Here is a 20,755-nt window from a genome sequence, read left to right on the forward strand (position 1 = left end):
CACATGCCGGAGGTTATAATGGCAAGAAATCCCAAGATCACGTTCATCGGAGCTGGCTCCACCGTCTTCATGAAGAACATCGTCGGCGACGTGCTGCAGCGCCCGGCGCTGTCGGGTGCGACCATCGCCTTGATGGACATCAACCCGCAGCGGCTTGAAGAAAGCGCCATCGTTGTCAACAAGCTGATCTCGACGCTTGGCGTCAAGGCCAAGGCGGAAACCTATTCAGACCAGCGCAAGGCCCTTGCTGGCGCCGACTTCGTCGTCGTCGCCTTCCAGATCGGCGGCTACGAGCCCTGCACAGTGACCGACTTCGAAGTCCCGAAGAAATACGGTCTGCGCCAGACGATTGCCGATACACTTGGCGTTGGCGGCATCATGCGGGGCCTGCGAACAGTGCCGCATCTCTGGAAGATCTGCGAGGACATGCTCGCTGTCTGCCCCGAGGCGATCATGCTGCAATATGTCAACCCGATGGCGATCAATACCTGGGCGATCGCGGAAAAATATCCCACGATCAGGCAGGTCGGTCTCTGCCACTCAGTTCAGGGCACGGCAATGGAACTGGCCCACGACCTCGACATTCCCTACGAGGATATCCGTTACCGTTCGGCCGGCATCAATCACATGGCCTTCTACCTGAAATTCGAACATCGCCAGCCAGATGGCTCCTACAAGGATCTCTATCCGGATCTCGTGCGCGCCTATCGCGAAGGCCGTGCGCCGAAGCCCGGCTGGAACCCGCGTTGCCCGAACAAGGTCCGTTACGAGATGCTGACCCGTCTCGGCTACTTTGTCACTGAAAGCTCGGAGCATTTTGCCGAATATACGCCTTACTTCATCAAGGAGGGCCGCGAGGATCTGATCGAGAAGTTCGGCATTCCGCTCGACGAATATCCGAAGCGCTGCATCGAACAGATCGAGCGCTGGAAGGGGCAGGCCGAGGCCTACCGTTCGGCCGACAAGATCGAGGTCAAGCAGTCGAAGGAATACGCGTCCTCGATCATCAATTCGGTATGGACGGGTGAGCCGTCCGTCATCTACGGCAACGTCCGCAACAATGGCTGCATCACGTCGCTGCCGTCCAATTGCGCCGCCGAAGTGCCGTGCCTCGTTGATGCATCCGGCATCCAGCCGACGTTCATCGGCAACCTGCCGCCGCAGCTCACGGCACTCATGCGCACCAACATCAATGTCCAGGAGCTGACGGTCCAGGCGCTGATGACGGAAAATCGCGAGCACATCTATCATGCCGCCATGATGGACCCTCATACGGCGGCCGAACTCGACCTCGACCAGATCTGGTCGATGGTGGACGAACTGCTGGCCGCCCACGGTGACTGGTTGCCCGCATGGGCGCGCACCGGCCGCAAGGTTCAGGCCGCCTGACCATCTCTCTCCCGGTCACGGCCCCAAGAGGTCCCGCGGCATCGCCGCGGGACTTTTGCTATCGGGCACATAAAATCGACGGCCCGATTGATTAAATCAATATCTCTGATATAGAACCAATTGCGTAATCTTGTCCTGTGCCGATCGGAGCCCCATGAGCCGCAGCTTCCTTGTCGTCGACCCCGAAGAGGGTATGCCTATCCTCAAGGGACTGGCATCGCCGGCTCGCGTGGCGGTGTTGAAGCTTCTGCACGAGAAGGGCGCGCTCAACGTCAACGAAATAGCTGATATCCTTGATCTGCCGCAATCCAGCGTGTCGACCAACGTCCAGATGTTGGAAGAGGCGGGGCTTATCCACACGGAAACCCAGAAGGCCCGCAAGGGCAATCAGAAGGTCTGCCGCAGCGTTTATGACGAGATCCTTGTGGTCTTCAAGAATGAAATCAAGGAAACTGAACCAGACGCGATCGAGGTATCGATGCCACTTGGTCTCTATACGAGCTTCGAGGTGACGGCGCCTTGCGGACTTTGCTCGGCCGACGGCATCATCGGGTTGCTCGATGTGCCCAATACCTTCCTTGATCCCGACCGCATGAAGGCGGGGCTCATCTGGTTCACACGCGGCCATGTTGAATATCAGTTTCCCAACAATGCGCGATTGACGAATACCAGCATCCGCGAAATCGAGTTCCTGATGGAGCTAAGCTCCGAGGTTCCCGGCACCAGCGCCGACTGGCCCTCCGACATAACCCTGACGGTCAACGGGGTCGATATCGGAACCTGGACGTCTCCGGGTGATTTTGGCGACAAACGCGGTGTATTCACCCCGGATTGGTGGAAGCTGAAGGGATCGCAGTACGGCAAGTTGAAGAACTTCCGCATCAATGACGACGGCGCCTTTGTCGATGGATTGCGCATTTCCGAGATCACGCTCGCTGACCTGAAGCTCGACGAACATCATTCGATCCGCTTGCGCATCGGTGTGCGCGACAACGCCAAACATCCTGGTGGCATCAACATCTTCGGGCGCGGATTCGGCAATTACGACCAGGACATTCTGCTGCGTCTCAAGACTCGGTAAGTCTGTCCGATTTTCTGCATTTTGGTCTTGACCACGCCCCGGGCTTCCGCTTTATTCATCTCAAATTGTGATACAAATCACAAATGACGATACAGTGGAGGATCTCATGAAGGCCGCGGTTACAGCGCACAGCAAATACACGATCTCGGACATCGATCCGCGCCTTTATGGCTCGTTCATCGAGCATCTCGGTCGGGCCGTCTATACGGGCATCTACGAACCGGATCATGCCACCGCCGACGAGAACTTTATGCGGCGGGACGTCATCGATCTCGTCAAGGAATTGAATGTTCCGATCGTACGCTATCCCGGCGGCAATTTCGTCTCGGCCTACAACTGGGAAGACGGCATCGGCCCCAAGGAAGACCGTCCGACCCGCCTCGACCTTGCCTGGCATACATCCGAAAGCAACCAGGTCGGCATCCACGAATTCGCAGAGTGGTGTGTCTCGGCGAATACGGAGATGATGCTGGCCGTCAACCTCGGTTCGCGTGGCCTCGACGAGGCGCGCAACTTCCTCGAATATGTCAATCATTCTGGCGGCAGCGAGTGGAGTGACAAGCGCATTGCCAACGGAAGAAAGGAGCCCTGGAACGTCAAGCTCTGGTGCCTCGGCAACGAAATGGACGGACCCTGGCAGATCGGCCACAAGACGGCGGACGAATATGGCCGTCTGGCACATGAAACCGCCAAGGCCATGCGCGCCTTTGACAGCTCCCTTGAGCTCGTCGTCTGCGGCTCGTCCAACGCACACATGCCGACCTATCCGGAGTGGGAGGCAACCGTCCTCGACCACACCTACAATGAGGTCGATTACATTTCGCTGCACATGTACTTCGAAAACCGCGCCAAGAACACGGCCAACTATCTCGCCCGCAGCATTGAGCTGGACAATTACATCGGCACGGTCGCAGGCGTCATCGATTACGTCAAGGCGAAGAAGCGCTCGTCGAAGAACGTCTATATCTCCTTCGACGAGTGGAACGTCTGGTACCACTCCAAGGAGCGCGACAAGGCAACGCTTGCCGGCGCCAATGGCTGGCCGCATGCGCCGGCCCTTCTGGAAGACGACTACAACTTCGAGGACGTGCTCCAGGTTGGCTGCATTCTCAACACCTTCATCAATCGCGCCGATGTCGTCAAAATTGCCTGCCTGGCGCAGCTCATCAACGTCATTGCGCCGATCATGACGGTCCCTGGCGGCCCGGCGTGGCGTCAGACAATCTTCTATCCCTACTATTTCGCTTCCGTCTACGGGCGTGGAACTGCGCTGAAACTGATGGTCGACAGCCCGAGCTACAAAGTCGACGACCTTGGAGATGTGCCCTACCTCGACGTATCGGCGGTCCATGATGCGGACAAGAAGACGGTGACCTTCTTCATCGTCAACCGCCACGGAACCGAGACGCTCGATCTCGATGCGAGCCTCCTCGAATTCGGCGCCTTGCGGGTCATCGACGATCAGGTCGTGGCCCATGCGGATCTCAACATCACCAATACCGCCGACAAGCCCGACAACGTCGTGGCGAAGGCCGTCACGGGCACGAGCTTTGCCGATGGCAAGCTCAGCGCCAGGATCGCGCCGCTCTCCTACAGGATGATCCGCCTGCAGGCATAATATAAATCCGCTTTGCTGATACATATCAAACGATGTGTTGACAAAGCAATTGTATGATTTAACGTCAGCGCACCGGTTTTGACGTGCCACTGGGAGGAAGAGATGGGAGCGACAGCTTCTGTTCTGGCACTATCACTGACTGAGGGACATTCGCCGATAAAAGCGGATGCATACCCGCTCTCAGCATGCCTGCCATGTGTCCATATCGGTTTTTCGGGTTCTGACTGCAATCCAGGAGCAGCCGGATGACCGCGAATATCGAAATTCAGAATGTCACCAAGCGCTACGGCTCGATGACCGTCCTCGACGGCTTGTCACTGTCGATCAAGGCCAACGAGTTCCTGGTCTTCCTGGGGCCGTCGGGTTGCGGAAAATCGACGCTGTTGCGCATGATCGCGGGGCTCGAAAGCGTGGATGGCGGAACGATCTCCATCAATGGCGAGCGCATCGACACGTTGCCGCCCGGTCAACGCGACATCGCCATGGTGTTCCAGTCCTATGCGCTCTACCCGCATATGACGGTCGCCGACAACATGGCCTTCGGACTGCGCAACATCAACGTATCGAGCGATGTGATCTCGAAGCGAATTGCCGAAGCAGCCCGCATGCTCGAGATCGGCCACCTCCTGGAGCGCAAGCCCGGCCAGCTGTCCGGCGGCCAGCGCCAGCGCGTCGCCATTGGCCGCGCCATCGTCAAGGAACCGAAGGCGTTCCTCTTCGACGAACCGCTGTCCAACCTCGATGCGGCGTTGCGCGTTCGCACCCGCGTCGAGCTCGCCCAGCTGCGCAATCGGGTGAGATCGACGATGATCTTCGTGACGCATGACCAGATCGAGGCAATGACGCTCGCCGACCGTATTGTCGTCATGAACAATCGCAAGATCGAGCAGATCGGCACGCCGATGGAGATCTACTCGCGTCCGGCCACCCGTTTCGTCGCCACTTTTGTCGGCTCTCCGACCATGAACTTCCTGACCGTCGCCCTGTCGGAAGAAAACGGTTTGCTGCGCGCAAGGCTTCCCGACGGCACGCAACTGCCGACCGCCATCCGCGCAGCTGGGGTCAAGGGTGGCGACTACTCGCTGGGCATTCGTGCAGAGGCCGTCAAGCTCGCCAACGGCGTTGCTGCGACGACGACGGGCAAGGTGGATGTCCTCGAGCGTCTCGGTGATCGCACCCTTCTTTATACGCGCCTCAAGGATGGCAGCGTCGTCATTGCCGAGGACATCGGCAACAGCCGCGTGGCAATCGGCGACGAGGTGGGGCTGACGCTCGACGGGACGCGCACGCATCTCTTCGATGATGCCGGTCACGCCTGGCACAATGAGGAGGCCGGTCATGGCTGAGGCGGCACTCGATCGTGCCGAGGCGACGGCTACGGCCGCCGAACGGCGCAACATCCAGAACATCAATGCGCCGCAATGGCGCAATGCCCTCTTCGTCGCGCCCTATCTCCTCGTCTTCGTGGCCCTTCTCGTCGTGCCGCTCTTCTGGGGCATCTGGCTGAGCCTGCACAAGGCGGACGCCTTCGGCGTCGGCAAGTTTGTCGGCCTGACCAACTATATCCGCCTCTATAACGACCGCATCTTCCTGCAGGCGATCGCCAACACCTTCTATTTCGTCTTCCTAACGGTACCGGCGCTGGCGATCATCGGCCTGATGCTGGCACTGGCGCTCAACCGCCGCACCCGCACCGCCGCCGTGCTGCGCGCCTTCTATTTTTCCTCTTCCGTTCTTTCGGTGACGATCGTGACGCTGATCTGGCGGATCGTCTTCATCGGCAATTTCGGTTTGCTGGCGACGATCTACGGCTGGTTCGGGGCGACTGCGCCGGCTTTTCTCTCCGATCCGCAGCTTGCCATGATCGGCATTGCGATCGCCACCGTCTGGTGGTGCATCGGCCTGCCGATGATGCTCTTCCTCTCGGCGCTGCAGCAGGTGCCTGGCGAGATCTACGAGGCGGCAGCCCTTGATAATGCCAGCCGCTGGCGCACGCTCTGGTACATCACGCTGCCCTCGATCAAGCGCACCTTCGTGCTCGTCGTCATCATCCAGATCGTCTTGCAGTTCCAGCTTTTCGGCCAGGCGCGGCTGATGACGAACGGTGGCCCCAACAACGTCTCCAAGCCGGTCGTCCTCTACATCTACGAGGCCGCCTTCACCAAGTGGGACCTCGGGCTCGGTGCTGCCGCTTCCGAAGTCCTGTTCATTATGATCCTGATTGCCGCCATGGCGCAGTACATCGCCACGCGGCGCAAGGGAGAAGAGGGATGAGCGGATCTGTCTCGGGCAATATCGTCGGCCGCACCTTGGGTGACCGCATCATCCTCGGCCTGGTGATCGCGCTGGCCCTCGTCATGGTGGCGCCGGTGGTCTGGGTGGTGGCGCTCTCCGTGAAGGACAACAAGGAACTCATGCTGGACATGAACTCCGTCTTCCGCGCGCCCTACACGATCAAGAACTATATCGATGTCATCGGCACCTCCTCGGTCTTCCGCTGGGTGTTAAACAGCACCATCGTTTCGGGCGGCCTGACGCTCGCGACGCTGGTCCTTTCCTCGCTTGCCGGCTATGGCTTCGCGCGGCTGAACTTTCCTTACCGCAACGTGCTTTTCGTCATCGTGCTGCTCGGCCTTGCCGTGCCGGAACAGGCCGTACTGATTGCCCGTCAGCAGATCTTTGGCTGGCTGAAGCTCCACAATACCTATCCGGGGCTGATCCTGCCGGGGCTTTCGGCACCCTTCGGCGTCTTCCTGATGACGCAGTATTTTCGCGCCATCCCCAAGGAGCTGGACGAGGCGGCCCTGCTCGACAACGCCAGCCGCTTCAAGATCTTCTGGAAGGTGCTCTTGCCGCTCACCATTCCGGCGCAGGCAACGCTTGGCATCTTCACCTTCTTCAGCGCCTGGAATGACTATCTCTGGCCGCTGATCTCAGGCACCCGCAAGGAGATGTTCACGCTGACCGTCGGGATCGCCTCGACCCAGATGAATTTCGCGCAGTCTCAAGGTCTCGGCTTCCTGATGTCCCAGGCAGTCTTCGCCAGCGCGCCGATCCTGATCCTTTATCTGTTCTTCCAGAAATACATCGTGACGGCCGTATCCGGCACCGCCGTGCGCTAGGGCTGGCGACAGAGACCACGTTTTAAGTGCAACCGGCTCCCGAGGAGGGGGCTCAAGTCGAGGGGTGGGGAACCCCAAAGAGGAGGAGTTGGAATGACGCATACTTTCAGAAAATACATGCTTGCGGCGGCCTCGGTGATTGCCCTTGCCGGCGCAAGCCCGGCTTTTGCCGCCACCGAACTGACGGTTCAGCGCTTCTTCGGCGCGTGCGATGCCGACTTCGGCACCAACACCGATGTCAGCAAGGCTGTCGGGGAATGCGGTATCATCACCTCGCTTATCAACAAGTTCAACGCGGACAATCCGGATGTGCATGTGACGGTGACGACCGTCGAATGGCCGGGTTATGACCAGCTGACGGCACAGTTCGCTGCCGGCGACCCGCCGGATATCGTTACTATCCACCAGTCGGTACTGGCTGACTATCAATCCAAGGGCCTGCTGATGCCGCTGGACGACGTCCTGAAGTCCGTTGGCGTTGCGTCTTCCGACTTCACCGATGCCAGCTTGAACGGCGTGACCAAGGACGGCAAGATCTACGGTCTGCCGATCGACAACTGGACCATGCTGTACCACATCAACTTGGACCTTTTCAAAAAGGCCGATCTCCTCAACGCCGACGGCACGCCGAAGTTGCCGACCAGCGTTGATGAACTCATGGCTCAGGCCAAGCAGTTCAAGGAAAAGACCGGCAAGCCATACTTTGTCCAGAACCTGGCGAACGAAGTCGCGCTTTATACCCGCAATCTTTATACCTACCTGTTCCAGCAGGATTCGAACTTCTTTGCCGATCCGAAACAGGTGAAGATCAATACGCCCGAGGCAAAGAAGGTCCTCGAGATGTACAAGGCGATCTACGACAACGGTTATACCACCAAGGATCTCGACTATGCGGCCGGCATCAACGCATTCCTCGCAGGCGAGGGCGGCGTTCACCTGAACGGCACCTGGGTCATCGGCGACTATACGGCATCCTCCGAAAAGGCAGGTACCGCGCTGAACGCCGGCGGCTATGCCGTTTATCCCTATCCGCAGCTCTTCCCGGGAAAGAAGGCGCAATATGCCGACGGCCACAGCTGGGCAGTGTCGCAGAAGGATCGCAGCGACGAGCAGACAGCTGCCATCGGCAAGTTCCTGAAGTTCTTCCACGACAACGACTTCGACTGGTCGCGGACCGGCCACCTGCCAGCTGTCAAGGCGGTTCTGGCTTCCGATCAGTTCAAGGCTCTACCGCATCGTGACACGATTTCGGCAATCGCCACGCTCGGCACTCCGCTGCCGTCTTCCGTCCAGCGCCAGTTTGCCATCCAGGACATTATCGGCCAGGAAATGAGTGCTGCGATCACCGGTCAGAAGGAGATCGATGCAGCGCTCACCGATATGGAACAGCGCATCAACGAGTTGCTCGCCAACATCTGAGGCTTATTCTCCCAAGCCAAGAGAGCAAATGCCCGCCGCGCTCCGCGGCGGGCATTTGCAGTTGAAGGGGGCTGGTTGGAGATATGCCGGTTTCAGCGCCGTTTGTCCCCGTCAAAGAAAAGCAGCAGGAAAAGCCCGCAAAGCCCTGCTGCAGCACCGATGATTGCCGTACCGGAATAGCCGCTGACGCCAGTGCCGATCGCAAAGAGAAGGGCGCTCAGCCCCGCGCTGACAAAGATGTTGACGGATATCAGCGCACTGCCAAGGCCCGGCCGCTCGGCGATCAGATCCTGCAGGTAGGTGATCGGAATGCTGATGAGTGCTGCTGCGCCAACACCACTGATGAGGGTCAACGCGTAAACATGCCATGGCGCAGAGGCAAAGCCGAGCAACAGAAGGTACACGACATAGATGATCGTGCCGATCGCCAGCGCCGTAACGTGGCTCATGATCCGTTGGGCACGGCCCCAGACGACGATGAAGACCACTTCGAGCAGGGCAACGATGCCAACCAGGATCCCGATATCGCCGACCGTCCCGTGTGCGGGGCCCGTAACGATCAGTGGCAGGATGGCACCGTTCACGTGAAGGGTGCTGCTGATCAGCGCCACCGCGATCACGCGGACGAAGACGCGAGGTGAGATGACTTCTGCGAGTGCAGCAAGATAGGAAAGATGATGCGTGGCTGCATTATCGGTTCCGCTCTGGCGTGGCAGGAACGCGGCGATCAGGCAGAGGCACACCAGGCAGGCAAGGCTTGCGAAGAGATAGGCGGGCAGCATGCTTGTTGACCGCGACAGGAGTATACCGACAAAGCCTGGGACCAGCACCCAGGAGAGTGAAATCATCGCTCTCACGCCCGAGTTGACCGTCGCCACGTCACCGCGTGGCATCCCGTTGGTGGTGGCGCGCACATTGGCAAAGAGCAGGGAATTGAGCGCGTTGTAGATTGGCAGGAGCAACAGTGCACTGAGGACAAAGGTTGCCTGTGCCGGAAAGACGTAGACCGCGCCATAGCCGAAGATGCCGAACACGGCGACCGACAGCATCAGCCTGCGGAATTCACCAAGTCTGTCCGCAAGATTGCCGAGCAGGATGCTGACGGTGACATTGACGGCTGCTGCAGCAAAGATCAGTGCCGAGTAGAGGCCATTGCTCAGGCCAAGCTCGCGGATCGCGATGACCGCTTGATATGGCGAGGTCGCCGCGCCGGCAAAGCCAAAGGCGAAGATCGCAAGCATGCTGACCCGAACTGTCGGGTTGCGGAATACATCAGGCAGAAAACGGGTCATGATGGGTCGAGGGAAGGAAATCAACCGGCGATGCGGATCGAGACGCCTTAACAGGTTCGACGCGAGGCCGAAACCTGCCAGGAAAAAAATCAGTCTTGCCAGCGCGCCGAAAGGCGTGCCTGCGGCGTATAGGCAAAGTCGCGGTCAAAGGGAAAGACCGGCCGGATGCGTCGTTTGCTCACCAGAGCTTCGATGTCCTGGTTCACCACCCCCTCAGTCAGCGCCATCAGGTTCGGGTTGGCGATCGGCGCAAGTTCCGGAGAGAGGTAGCCCGACTTTACCACCAGCATGCGCACTGACTTTGGATCGAGCCCAAGGCGCGTGAAATCGGCGATGTTGTGATAGGGCCGTCGGCGGCCCGCAAGCACGACTGTAATCCCTCCGGTCCGCACCACCGCCTGACGCTCGTCAAAGGCGCCGGGATCATCGAGGAAGACAACCTCTGCTTCCACGTGGACAGGCGAACTCGACGGGTCAAGCGTCGCACCGATATCGAGCCCGATCCTTGCGCCCTTGCCGGCGGCAAAGCACGCCTCGACAGCGGGCCGATCCGTAATGCCGGCAAGCAGTGCCCCGTCAAACCGCCGCTCCAGCAAAGCCTTGAGCACATCAGCGCGATCCCCGACACCGCCGCCTGTCGGATTGTCGGCTGAATCCGCAAGGATCACAGGCGCTGTAGAGGCTTCCTCCGCCAATTCAAGCATCTGTTCGAGCGGCCCGGTCACCGGCCCAAAAACAAAGTTTTCCCGCGCATTCCAATAGGATGCGGCGATCTCTTCAACTGCCCTTGCCGCCGCCTGTCTGTCGGTCGCTGTGACAACCGCGCAGGCGCTCGCCCGTGGTTCGTCCGCCCAGACATAGCCGATCATCAGATTTGCATCGAGAATGCCGGCGCGCCGGTCGATGTCGGGCAGCGCCTTGTAAAGGCTTCTTGCAGGCTCGTCCTCGGTCGAGGTTCGCTCGCCCGGCCAGAGCACCGGCACCGGTGCCCAGGCGACACCGGGTCGTCTGCCGGATCTCAAGGCGTCCACAAGCATCGACCAGGCACGCACCATTGTGTCCCTGACGTCGATGTGCGGTGCGGTGCGATAGGCCGCGAATATGTCGAGTTGGTCGACGATCCTCTGACTGACATTGCCATGCAAATCATAGCTTGCAGCGACCACGCAGTCCGGACCGACGACGGAGCGGGCCGCCGCGATCCAGTCGCCTTCGGCATCCTCCATGCCCTCGACATTCATGGCGCCATGCATTGCAAGGTAGAGCCCGTCGACCGGCAGGACAGCCTTCAATCGATCAAGAAACTCCGCCTTGAACGCCTCGTATGCAACAGCCGAAACCGGGCCACCGGGCACGGCGCGTGCGTGAAGTAGCGGGAGATGTTCAACCCCTTCCGCATCGAGAAAACTGAAATAGTCGGAAGCAAGGAGATCGGCCGCACGCAGGACGCGAAAATCGTCGACCGCCATCAGCACCGGCGAATAGGTGCTGCATTCCGTATGAATTCCGCCAACCGCAATCCGCATCGCCGGCCTCACAGTTTTGGGCTAAGGGGAACGATCGCGGCGAAGCGATGCCAGTCCTTCATCGCCCGCGGCGTCCACGCGGCCTCGGCAATTGCCGGCAACCGTGGGAAGACCAGCCGGTTGAAATAGCCGCGCGACAGAAAGTGTTCCGACCAGATACAGGCCTGAACGCCCTTCATCCTGTCCTTCAGTTCCTCGGGAAATTCACCTTCCGCCTCATAGGCATAGGTGTGGGCCGGCGGCACTGTCCCGGCCCAGCTTGCACCGGGCTCCTGAAAGGCCTCCGCCTGCACCATGTCGAGATAGTAGGCCTGGCCAGGGGTCATGACGACCTCGTAGCCTTGTCTGGCGAGATCGATCCCGACCTGCGGGTTCTCCCAAGCCATCAGCAATGTGTCTGCTGCGGCGACACCGCCGCCATGGGCCACTTCGTTCCAACCGGCCAGCTTGCGACCACGCGCGCTCAGCATGTCCTTCACGCGCTTGAGGAAATAGGACTGCAGCGCAAACGTTCCTGAAATCCCTTCCTTCTCCATCAGCGCCTTGGCAAGCGGGGAGGCAAGCCACGAGCCGTTCGCCACCTCGTCACCACCGATGTGGAGATAGGAGGAGGGGAAAAGCTCGACCATCTCGTCGAGCACGTTCTCGAGGAATTCGTAGGTCCCGGGCACGGCTGGATTGAGCGCGTTGTTCGGATAGCCCTGCACGGAGTGATAGCTCTCCGGCGCCTCCTGTCCGTCGGACAGATCGGGCAGCGCCGTCAAGGTGGCCGTGCTGTGGCCCGGAATATCGATTTCGGGGATGATCTCGACGTTCAAGCTTGCAGCGTGAGCGACAATGTCGCGAACGTCCTCCTGGGAATAAAAGCCGCCAACCGGCTCGGCACTGTTGCCGAGTTGAGGCAGGAGCGGCTCATCCGGCCCCCGCAAGACGCCTGTCGTCGTCAGTTCCGGATAGGCCTTGATCTCAAGCCGCCATGCCTCGTCGTCAGTCAGATGCCAATGGAAGATGTTGACCTTCAACCAGGCAAGGATGTCGATCAGGCGTTTGATATCAGCGACCGGATAGAACTGCCGCGAAACGTCGAGATGGCACCCCCGCCAACCGTATCGCGGCTTGTCGGATATTGTCCCGGAGACGGGAAAGCGGAAAGTCTGTGGATGGCTGCGCGCGCCATGCAGGAGTTGCGAAAGCGAAGTCAGCCCGTATTGACGTCCGGCAGCATCGGCAAAGGATAGCGTGATCGTCGCGGGCGAGAAGGCAAGCTTGTAGCCCTCCGGAGCTATCGTCGGATCAACCGAAAACTGCAGGGCCCGGCCCTGCGGCGAGGCCACGAGATTGTAAGGTGCGTGGTCGCTCTCAAAGAGGCGCCGGAAGAGCGAAAGGGCAGTTGAAACGGCGCGCATGTCGTCAGCCGAGGATCCTTCGGCGGGATAAAGAACGACAGGAAAGCCATCGCCGGGCCTGGCGTCGATTTCTGCCGGCCATGGCTGCAACGAGAATGGAAGCGTGAGCCTGCCTTCCGGGAGAAGCATCGGCGGCGGTTCATTGACGCGACCTTCAAGCAGCAGGTCGGACACTCCAACCGTGACATGCTTGCCATCCGCCAGCGTCACATAGGCGGACTTGGCGCCATCGGTGCAGTGGCGCGCGGGCCTGTGCAGGCCACTGACGGTGAAAGTCCAGCTCTTGCCCGGTTCGAGGACGAAGCCGGTTGGCGGTGCAAACTCGTGAAAATTGGCATTGCGGCGCACAAAGGTGGCATTTTCGCAGGCCTTGGCATCGATGACACGCGTCAGCGAGGTGTAGACCAGCGTGAAGCCGGAAAGCGCAACATCGGAAAGATTGAAAAGGGAAAAGGTAAAGCGGCCGTTCGGGCCACCATCCGGCTGCCACGAACTCTCCAGGCGATAGGGCGCCACAGTCATATCTGTTCCTCTCTTGGAATGTCTTTCAGTAGTGCTCGGATTGCGAAAAGGTACGGGCAAGTTCCGCCTGACCGGCGGTGAGGCCGCAGTCCACCGGCAGGCAGACGCCGGTGATGGCGGCGGCCTGCGGGCCAGCCAGAAATGCAACGGCATTGGCGACATCCCGGGGATCGACAACCCGCTGCAGCGGGTACCATCGGCGCGCTTCCTCAAAGACATTGGGATTGGCGGCAGCGCGCGCCTCCCAGGCCTGCGTACGCACGGTGCCGGGCGCAACCGCATTCGAGCGGATCCCGAGCTTTCCATATTCCACCGCAATCAGCTTGGTCAGATGCAGCAGTCCGGCTTTCGCCGCGCTATAAGCAGGATGGCCGAAGACGTTCATGCCGTTGACGGATGCAATGTTGACAACCGAGCCCTTCGTCGCTTCGAGCTGTCCCTCGACGGCGCGGAAGCAGAGGAACGCCGCCTCGAGATTGAGGGCATTGTCCAACCGCCAGATTTCCGCAGTGGTATCGTGCAGGCTGACGGCGCGCGCAGCACCGGCATTGTTGACCAGCGTCCTGACGGCACCGAGCGTCGCGGCACGCTTCGCCATCTCGGCAACACTTGCCTCATTCGTTACATCACAGCCACAGGCGATGAAGCGTTCGGCCGCGCCCAGCGTGCGGGCGGCCCTCTCGGCGGCGGCAAAGTCGATGTCGACCATCAGGATGGCATCGTGATCCTCGGCAAGCCGCTCGGCAATCGCTCGGCCTATATCACCCGCAGCACCGGTCACGATTGCTACCGTCTTTGTCATTCTCTACCCCTCTCTGGCATGCAATGGTCAGTCCCCGAGCAGTTGCCGGTCATCGCCATCGCGGTGGGCAACGAGCTGCTGCTTGATGCGGCGCAGCGCCACTGCCGCCTTTGGCTGGATGGCATAGGCGACGAGGCTGGCGAGAATATCGACCGCCGCCAGATAGGCGATGCGCGTCGAGGTGGGCCGGAAGATATTGTTGCCCTCTTGCAAATCGATCGGCACGACGATTTCGGCTGCTTGCGCGACCGGGCTATTGCTCTGGGTGAGCGCGATCGTCGTCACCTTCGACTCGCGCGCAAGAGCGAAGGCACGCACGAGCTCGGTGTTGCGCCCGGTGAAGGACGAGCCTATCAGCACGTCGTTCTGCTTGGCGGCGGCGGCCATCATCAATTGCATGCCGTGATCGGAGCTTGCGGTGACATGCAGGCCGAAGCGAAACAGGCGGTTTTGCAATTCACTGGCAATCATTGATGAATTGCCACCGGAACCGAAGGCATAAATCATGTCGGCGCGTGCAAGTCGCCCGGCGGCAAGCTCGATGGCAGCAAGATCAAGTGAACGATGAAGCAGGAAGAGAGCGTTCTGGGCCTTTGTTATGATATCTTGCGCGACATCTCCCGGATTGGTGCTTTTCGGCTCAGGTTTCAGATATCGCATTCCGACATAGGCAGTTCGGGCAAGCTGGACCTTGAAATCGGAGAAGCTTTCACAGCCAAGCCGCCGGCAGAAACGCGTGACCGTCGGCGGCGATACGTCAGCCTTTTCGGCAAGCTCGATGATCGAGGCGTTCACCGCGAACTCGAAGTCATTGAGGAGGATATCGGCGATACGGTTTTCCGAGGGCGAAAGCCGGGGCTTCTCTTCCTGCAATGTAGAGAAAATGTCCAACCGAGCTCTCCTGTCCTTTGCGCTACTGATCCTTCGGCTTATACGCTACGCAGTCGATTTCAACCTTGCAGTCGACCATCATCGATGACTGGACGCAGGCACGCGCCGGCGGGTGGTCGCCGAAATATTGCTGATAGATGGCGTTGAAGGTCCAAAAGTCGCGAGGGTCGTCGAGCCAGACGCCGCACCGCACCACATGCTCGACGCCGTAGCCGGCTTCGTTGAGAATCGCGATCACGTTCTCGATCGTCTTGTGCGTCTGCGCGACGATGTTTCCATCAATGATCTCGCCATTGTCCATGGCAACCTGGCCGGAAACATAGAGCCATCCGTCTGCTTCGACGGCGCGGGCAAAGGGGAGGGACTTGCCGCCGGCACCTTTTTGAACCGTGCCATAACGCTTGATGGACATTGGTCGATCCTTGCAAATTATTTTCGTATTAAGTTGACAAGTCACCATAGAAAGCGGAATTTGGCCAGCGAAAAACAGCATTCATGAAAAGAATTTCAATGCGGGGGAGATAATGCGCGATCCTTTCAAAAATCCGTTTCCTGCTTCGGACGCTGCCCGCCACTCGATCTGGGAGATGCTGGTAGCGCGCGATATCGACGCATTCCTGGCTGCCGACTGGTCGATGGTCGAGCATGATTTCGTCGAGGAAGGCTTCCTCGGCATCGACGGACGCAAGCAAGTCAGCCCCGACAAGTGGCGCCTGGCCTTTCCGACTTTGTCGGCCTACCGTGACGAGTGGCTGCGTCAGGCACGGGACTTTGCAACGCAGTCCTTCTCTGAGGACACCCGCAGCGCCATCTTCACGACCACCACGCTTGAGGGCATCGAGATCGAAGGTGAAATGGCGCTGGTGCGCAAGAAGTTCGATGGCGGCCTTACCAAGGCCGATGGCACGCGTGATGTGATGCAGTGGCAGACCCTCTATTATTGCCGCCTGCATGAAGGCCGCTGGAAGATATGCGGCTTCACCGGCTACCTGCCGAACCCGATGGGCTGATCAACACAAAGGCAAATCCTTGCGCATTTTTACGGCGGCGCTCGCAACCGAGACCAATACGTTTTCCCCGATCTGCGTTGATCGGCGCGCGTTCGAGGCGTCGCTTTATGCGCCTCCAGGGCAGCACCCGGAAACCCCGACCCTCTGCACGGCGCCAATTACCGTAGGGCGGCGTGTTTGCGCCGAGAAGGGATGGGAGCTGATCGAGGGTACGGCGGCGTGGGCGGACCCGGCCGGACTGGTGAACCGCTCGACCTATGAGGGGCTGCGCGATGAGGTGCTGACCCAGCTTGAGGCCGCGATGCCGGTCGACGCCGTCATCCTCGGCCTGCACGGCGCCATGGTCGCAGCCGGCTACGAGGATACTGAGGGCGACATACTGGCGCGTGTACGCGCGATTGTCGGGCCTGATGTCCTTGTCTGCGCCGAACTCGATCCACACAGTCATCTTACGGCCAAAAGGCTGCAGGCCGCCGACTTCTTTGTCTACTTCAAGGAGTTCCCGCACACCGATTTCGTCGATCGCGCGGAGGATTTATGGCGCATTGCCAGCCAGACGCTGGAGGGTCGATCAAAACCGGTCATGTCCGTCTTCGACTGCCGGATGATCGATGTCTTTCCCACCTCGCGCGATCCGATGCGCTCCTTTGTCGACAAGATCATGCGGCTTGAAAAGGAGGACGCTGATATCCTCTCGATCTCGGTCATTCACGGCTTCATGGCAGGCGACGTGCCGGACATGGGTACGAAGCTGCTTGTCGTCACCGACGACAAACCGGAGAAGGGTGAAGCCCTGGCGCGTGAACTCGGCCTCGAGCTGTTTTCGAAGCGTGGTACCTTCATCATGCCGCAGATCGACGAGATTGAAGCCGTAACGCAGGCAGTGGCAGCAACGTCCTGGCCGGTCGTCGTCGCCGACGTCTGGGACAATCCGGGCGGCGGCACTGCCGGCGATGCCACCGTCCTGTTGCAGGAACTCCTTGCAAGGGGAGTGAGAGATGTTGCGATCGGCACGATCTGGGACCCGATGGCAGTGCAGATCTGCATGGCGGCGGGAGAGGGGGCCGAAATTCCCCTGCGCTTTGGTGCCAAGTCCGCACCCGGCACCGGCAACCCGGTCGATGGCGTCGTCAAGGTCGTGAAGCTCGTCACGAATGCTGAGATGCGTTTCGGCGAGAGCTTTGCGCCATTCGGCGATGCAGCGCACATCGTACTCGACGGCATCGATATCATTCTGAATTCGACCCGCGCCCAGAGCTTCGACCCAAGCCTTTTCTCGGTCATGGGCATCGATCCGACGTCCAGGAAGATCCTGGTCATCAAATCGACCAATCATTTCTACGCATCCTTCTCCAAAATCGCTGCGGAGATCATTTACTGCTCTGCTGGAACGCCTTATCCCAACAATCCGGCCAAGACACCCTATCGTCGGGCGCCGAAGAACATCTGGCCGATGGTCGAAGATCCCCACGGCCGCTAGCGCGGAGAGCCGTCACATGCAGCAAAATTCGTTTGCCGTCGTCGCCAAGCCGGGCGACAGGGTTGCCGACCTTTCAACGCCGCGGCCGATCATCGATGAGGAGCGACTGGCGGCAAACATTGCCCGCACGCAGGCCTACATGGACAGGCACGGCCTGAGCTTCCGTCCGCACATCAAGACGCACAAGATCCCCGCGCTTGCCACCGAGCAGATCGCGGCAGGTGCCAAGGGCATCAATTGTCAGAAGATCAGCGAGGCGGAAGTGTTCGCCGCGGCCGGCTTTGAAGACATCCTGATCACCTTCAATATCCTTGGCGCGCAAAAGCTCGAGCGCCTTGTCGCGCTCAACGACAGGATCTCGGGTCTGAAGGTCGTTGCCGATAGCGCCGTGACGGTCGAAGGCCTGTCCTCTACCTTTCAATCCCGCAGGCCGCTGACCGTTCTTGTCGAATGCGACACCGGTGGTGGGCGCTGCGGTGTCCAGACGCCTGAAGAAGCGAAGAACCTTGCCAAGCGCATTCACGATGCGCCGGGCCTTTCCTTCGGCGGCCTCCTCAACTACCCGAAGCCCGCTTCCGCCGAGGCTGTGCAAGCGTTCCTCGGCAAAGCGCTACTGCTCTTGAAGGCTGACGGCATTGCCTGTCCAATTGTCAGCAACGGCGGCACGCCAAGCCTCTTTGAGGCTCATCTGGTGAGCGCTGCGACCGAGCACCGCGCTGGCACCTATATCTACAACGATCGCTCCATGGTCCGTGCCGGCCACTGCAGCGAGGCCGACTGCGCCATGCATGTACTGGCAACCGTCGTGTCGCGCCCGACCGCAGATCGCGCTGTCATTGACGCCGGATCGAAGGCCCTGACGTCCGATCTGCTTGGCTTCTCCGACTTCGGAACAGTCGTCGGCTATCCCGAGGCGGTGATTACTGGTCTCTCCGAGGAGCATGGCGTCATCGACCTTTCAAAATGCGGCGGCAAGCGTCCTGAGATCGGCGAGAAGATCCGCATCATTCCGAACCATACCTGCGTTGTCTCCAATCTCTTCGACACGATGGTGTTTCATCGTGACGGGGTGGTCACACGCGTCGAAGACGTGGCTGCGCGCGGTCTTGTTTGGTAGGGCCTTAGGTGCAGGGCCTTAGGCGCAGGGCGTTGGGTGCTTTCCCTATCAGCCGCGGTCGTGTGGAGGTTTGTGCGCTGGCGAGCTCTTTGGTGCCCGCTCACCCTCAATCTGGCGGCGAAAGCTGAAATGTGTAATACTCGTATTGGACGACCGCAGTCTTTGAGGCGGGCTCGTTAGAACGAGTGTTTCATAGCCGCCACCGGCCCCTTCGGTGGCGCAAGTGCCGTCGCCGCCCTATGGCGAGTCATTTACAGCAGCATTGACTTCCAACAAGCCCACGCAGGCGGGCGATGCCACGCGATTCCTTGGATTGCATCCGGAGGCGTGCCACCCTTTGCGTTGGGCGTCAATTGTGATTCAGGCAGATTCAACGGAGGTACATGCCATGAATAGCATGAGAAACCTTTGCTTTGGTCTATTGGCTTCCGCACTGACATCCGCGCTGGCTGCGCCGACTGTTGCGCAGCAGCAGGCAAAACCCAATATCCTTGTGATCATGGGCGATGACGTCGGCTGGTTCAACCTTGGCGCCTATCACCGGGGCATCATGTCCGGGAAGACGCCCAATCTCGACAAGCTCGCGTCCGAGGGCTTGATGTTCACCGACTACTATGCCGAGGCAAGCTGCACGGCTGGCCGGGCGAGTTTCATCACCGGTGAAATTCCGTTGCGCACCGGCTTGACGACGGTCGGCCAGGCGGGCGCGGATGTCGGCATGCCCGACAAGGCGGCGACCCTGGCCACCGTCCTCAAGACAGAAGGATACGCCACCGGACAGTTCGGCAAGAACCATCTTGGCGATCTGAACAAGTATCTTCCGACATTGCATGGCTTCGACGAGTTCTTTGGCTATCTCTATCACCTCGATGCGATGTCAGACCCCTATTGGTATTCGTTTCCGAATGACCAATCCTACCGGGACAAATTCGGTCCGCGCAATCTGGTCCACAGCTTCGCGACTGATACCGACGATACGACCGAACAGCCGCGCTGGGGTAAGGTCGGCAAGCAGAGGATAGTGGACGAGGGCCCCCTGGCACCTTATCCCGACATGTCCAACGTGCCGAACATGCATGACATCATGCCCAAGGCCAAGTACGACATGGGCACGTTCGATGAAGTGCTGGTCAAGGCTTCGTGCGACTTCATGGACAAGGCCAAGACCGATAACAAGCCGTTTTTCGTCTGGCACAACACGACGCGCATGCACGTCTGGACTTATCTGTCGCCCAAGTACCAGGCTCTCATGAACAGCGACAGCAACTATGGCCTCGAGGAAGCCGGCGTGGCGCAGCTTGATGACAGCGTCGGCGCTCTTTTGAAATGTGTGGAAGATGCTGGCGAGACCAGCAACACGATCGTCGTGTTCACCACTGACAACGGGGCGGAGGTCTTCACCTGGCCAGACGGCGGCATGACCCCGTTCAAGGGCACCAAGGGTACCGTGATGGAAGGCGGCTTCCGCGCGCCAGCCATCATTCGGTGGCCGGGCAAGGTCAAGCCGGGAACGGTCGAGAACGGCATTTTTTCAGCCCTGGATTGGTTCCCGACGCTAGCAGCGGCAGCCGGCAATACGGAGATCACCGACCAGTTGCTGAAGGGTGTGCAGCTGGGCGACAGAACCTACAAGAACCATCTTGACGGCTACAATCAGCTGGACCTGCTGCTCGGCAAATCACCGTCCGCACGGCATGAATTCTTCTATTTCGGCGGCCCTGCTCTCGGGGCAGTTCGCATTGACAACTTCAAGTTCCAGTTCTTCCAGCAGCCCCAGGGCTGGCCCGGTGGAAAGGTAACGACGGACATGCCCACCATGGTCAATATCCGTCAGGATCCGTTCGAGCGAACACCGTCGATTGGCGAGCAAAGTCTCAATGACCTTGGTGGAGGATACATGAATGACTTCTTTGCCCGCGAGTTCTGGCGGTTTGTCAGCGTTCAGGACGAGGTCAAGAAACTCGCCCTGACAGCCGTCGATTACCCGCCAATGCAGGATCCGGCTTCCTTCAATCTGGATGCGGTCAAGAAACAGATAGATGCCGCTATCAGGAACAAGCCGGGCAACTGACGAATAAAA

Annotated in this window: 17 protein-coding genes; 11 read left to right on the top strand and 6 right to left on the bottom strand. The window is 59.7% G+C overall.

The features are described from left to right. Positions 1-18 precede the first annotated feature (18 nt). The 7 genes from RHIBUN_RS0122615 (at position 19) to RHIBUN_RS0122645 (ending at position 8,629) form a co-directional block, all read left to right on the top strand. Entirely contained in the window at positions 19-1,389 is a 1,371-nt protein-coding gene (locus RHIBUN_RS0122615; RefSeq protein WP_018858445.1) for an alpha-glucosidase/alpha-galactosidase, read from the top strand. A gap of 154 nt (positions 1,390-1,543) precedes the next feature. Continuing rightward, positions 1,544-2,470 (top strand): helix-turn-helix domain-containing protein, encoded by a 927-nt coding sequence (locus RHIBUN_RS0122620; RefSeq protein ID WP_025661264.1) that lies wholly within the window; start codon positions 1,544-1,546, stop codon positions 2,468-2,470. A gap of 106 nt (positions 2,471-2,576) precedes the next feature. Continuing rightward, positions 2,577-4,088, top strand: a complete 1,512-nt coding sequence (locus RHIBUN_RS0122625) for an alpha-N-arabinofuranosidase (protein WP_025661265.1) — start codon at positions 2,577-2,579, stop codon at positions 4,086-4,088. A gap of 245 nt (positions 4,089-4,333) precedes the next feature. After that, positions 4,334-5,434 (top strand): sn-glycerol-3-phosphate ABC transporter ATP-binding protein UgpC, encoded by a 1,101-nt coding sequence (ugpC, locus tag RHIBUN_RS0122630; RefSeq protein ID WP_025661266.1) that lies wholly within the window; start codon positions 4,334-4,336, stop codon positions 5,432-5,434. Continuing rightward, entirely contained in the window at positions 5,427-6,362 is a 936-nt protein-coding gene (locus tag RHIBUN_RS0122635; protein ID WP_025661267.1) for a sugar ABC transporter permease, read from the top strand. Before ugpC ends, RHIBUN_RS0122635 begins: the two co-directional genes overlap by 8 nt. Further along, positions 6,359-7,210, top strand: coding sequence for a carbohydrate ABC transporter permease (locus RHIBUN_RS0122640; RefSeq protein ID WP_025661268.1), 852 nt, complete (start codon positions 6,359-6,361; stop codon positions 7,208-7,210). The genes RHIBUN_RS0122635 and RHIBUN_RS0122640 overlap by 4 nt, the downstream gene beginning before the upstream one ends. 93 nt (positions 7,211-7,303) lie before the next feature. Next, the gene (locus tag RHIBUN_RS0122645; protein WP_018858439.1) at positions 7,304-8,629 is read left to right on the top strand and encodes an extracellular solute-binding protein; all 1,326 of its coding nucleotides are present in this window, start codon (positions 7,304-7,306) and stop codon (positions 8,627-8,629) included. A 92-nt stretch (positions 8,630-8,721) separates the two neighbouring features. Here RHIBUN_RS0122645 and RHIBUN_RS0122650 read toward each other — a convergent pair whose 3' ends face one another. The 6 genes from RHIBUN_RS0122650 to RHIBUN_RS0122675 form a co-directional block, all read right to left on the bottom strand. Continuing rightward, positions 8,722-9,921 (bottom strand): MFS transporter, encoded by a 1,200-nt coding sequence (locus RHIBUN_RS0122650; RefSeq protein WP_025661269.1) that lies wholly within the window; start codon positions 9,919-9,921, stop codon positions 8,722-8,724. A gap of 89 nt (positions 9,922-10,010) precedes the next feature. After that, the gene (locus RHIBUN_RS0122655; RefSeq protein ID WP_025661270.1) at positions 10,011-11,447 is read right to left on the bottom strand and encodes a M81 family metallopeptidase; all 1,437 of its coding nucleotides are present in this window, start codon (positions 11,445-11,447) and stop codon (positions 10,011-10,013) included. Positions 11,448-11,455: 8 nt separating this feature from the next. After that, positions 11,456-13,375, bottom strand: coding sequence for a beta-N-acetylhexosaminidase (locus RHIBUN_RS0122660; RefSeq protein ID WP_025661271.1), 1,920 nt, complete (start codon positions 13,373-13,375; stop codon positions 11,456-11,458). 25 nt (positions 13,376-13,400) lie between these two features. Beyond that, complete coding sequence (locus RHIBUN_RS0122665; protein WP_025661272.1) at positions 13,401-14,177, bottom strand: SDR family oxidoreductase; 777 nt, start codon at positions 14,175-14,177, stop codon at positions 13,401-13,403. A gap of 27 nt (positions 14,178-14,204) precedes the next feature. After that, positions 14,205-15,068 (bottom strand): MurR/RpiR family transcriptional regulator, encoded by an 864-nt coding sequence (locus RHIBUN_RS0122670; protein ID WP_025661273.1) that lies wholly within the window; start codon positions 15,066-15,068, stop codon positions 14,205-14,207. Between the two features lie 22 nt (positions 15,069-15,090). Then, positions 15,091-15,480: a RidA family protein gene (locus tag RHIBUN_RS0122675; RefSeq protein WP_018858433.1), complete on the bottom strand. Its 390-nt coding sequence runs from the start codon at positions 15,478-15,480 to the stop codon at positions 15,091-15,093. A gap of 112 nt (positions 15,481-15,592) precedes the next feature. Here RHIBUN_RS0122675 and RHIBUN_RS0122680 point away from each other — a divergent pair, with 112 nt between their 5' ends. The 4 genes from RHIBUN_RS0122680 to RHIBUN_RS0122695 all read left to right on the top strand — a co-directional run bounded on the left by RHIBUN_RS0122680 (position 15,593) and on the right by RHIBUN_RS0122695 (position 20,746). Continuing rightward, positions 15,593-16,078, top strand: coding sequence for a hypothetical protein (locus tag RHIBUN_RS0122680; protein ID WP_025661274.1), 486 nt, complete (start codon positions 15,593-15,595; stop codon positions 16,076-16,078). A 19-nt stretch (positions 16,079-16,097) separates the two neighbouring features. Further along, on the top strand, positions 16,098-17,558 hold the full coding sequence (locus tag RHIBUN_RS0122685) for a M81 family metallopeptidase (RefSeq protein ID WP_025661275.1): 1,461 nt from the start codon (positions 16,098-16,100) through the stop codon (positions 17,556-17,558). Between the two features lie 16 nt (positions 17,559-17,574). After that, positions 17,575-18,675 carry a D-TA family PLP-dependent enzyme gene (locus RHIBUN_RS0122690; protein WP_025661276.1) on the top strand — a complete coding sequence of 367 codons (1,101 nt, stop codon included), beginning with the start codon at positions 17,575-17,577 and terminating at the stop codon, positions 18,673-18,675. A gap of 388 nt (positions 18,676-19,063) precedes the next feature. Then, entirely contained in the window at positions 19,064-20,746 is a 1,683-nt protein-coding gene (locus RHIBUN_RS0122695) for an arylsulfatase (protein ID WP_025661277.1), read from the top strand. Positions 20,747-20,755 lie beyond the last annotated feature (9 nt).

The organism is Rhizobium sp. IBUN (genome assembly GCF_000510625.1).
Classification (GTDB): domain Bacteria; phylum Pseudomonadota; class Alphaproteobacteria; order Rhizobiales; family Rhizobiaceae; genus Rhizobium; species Rhizobium altiplani.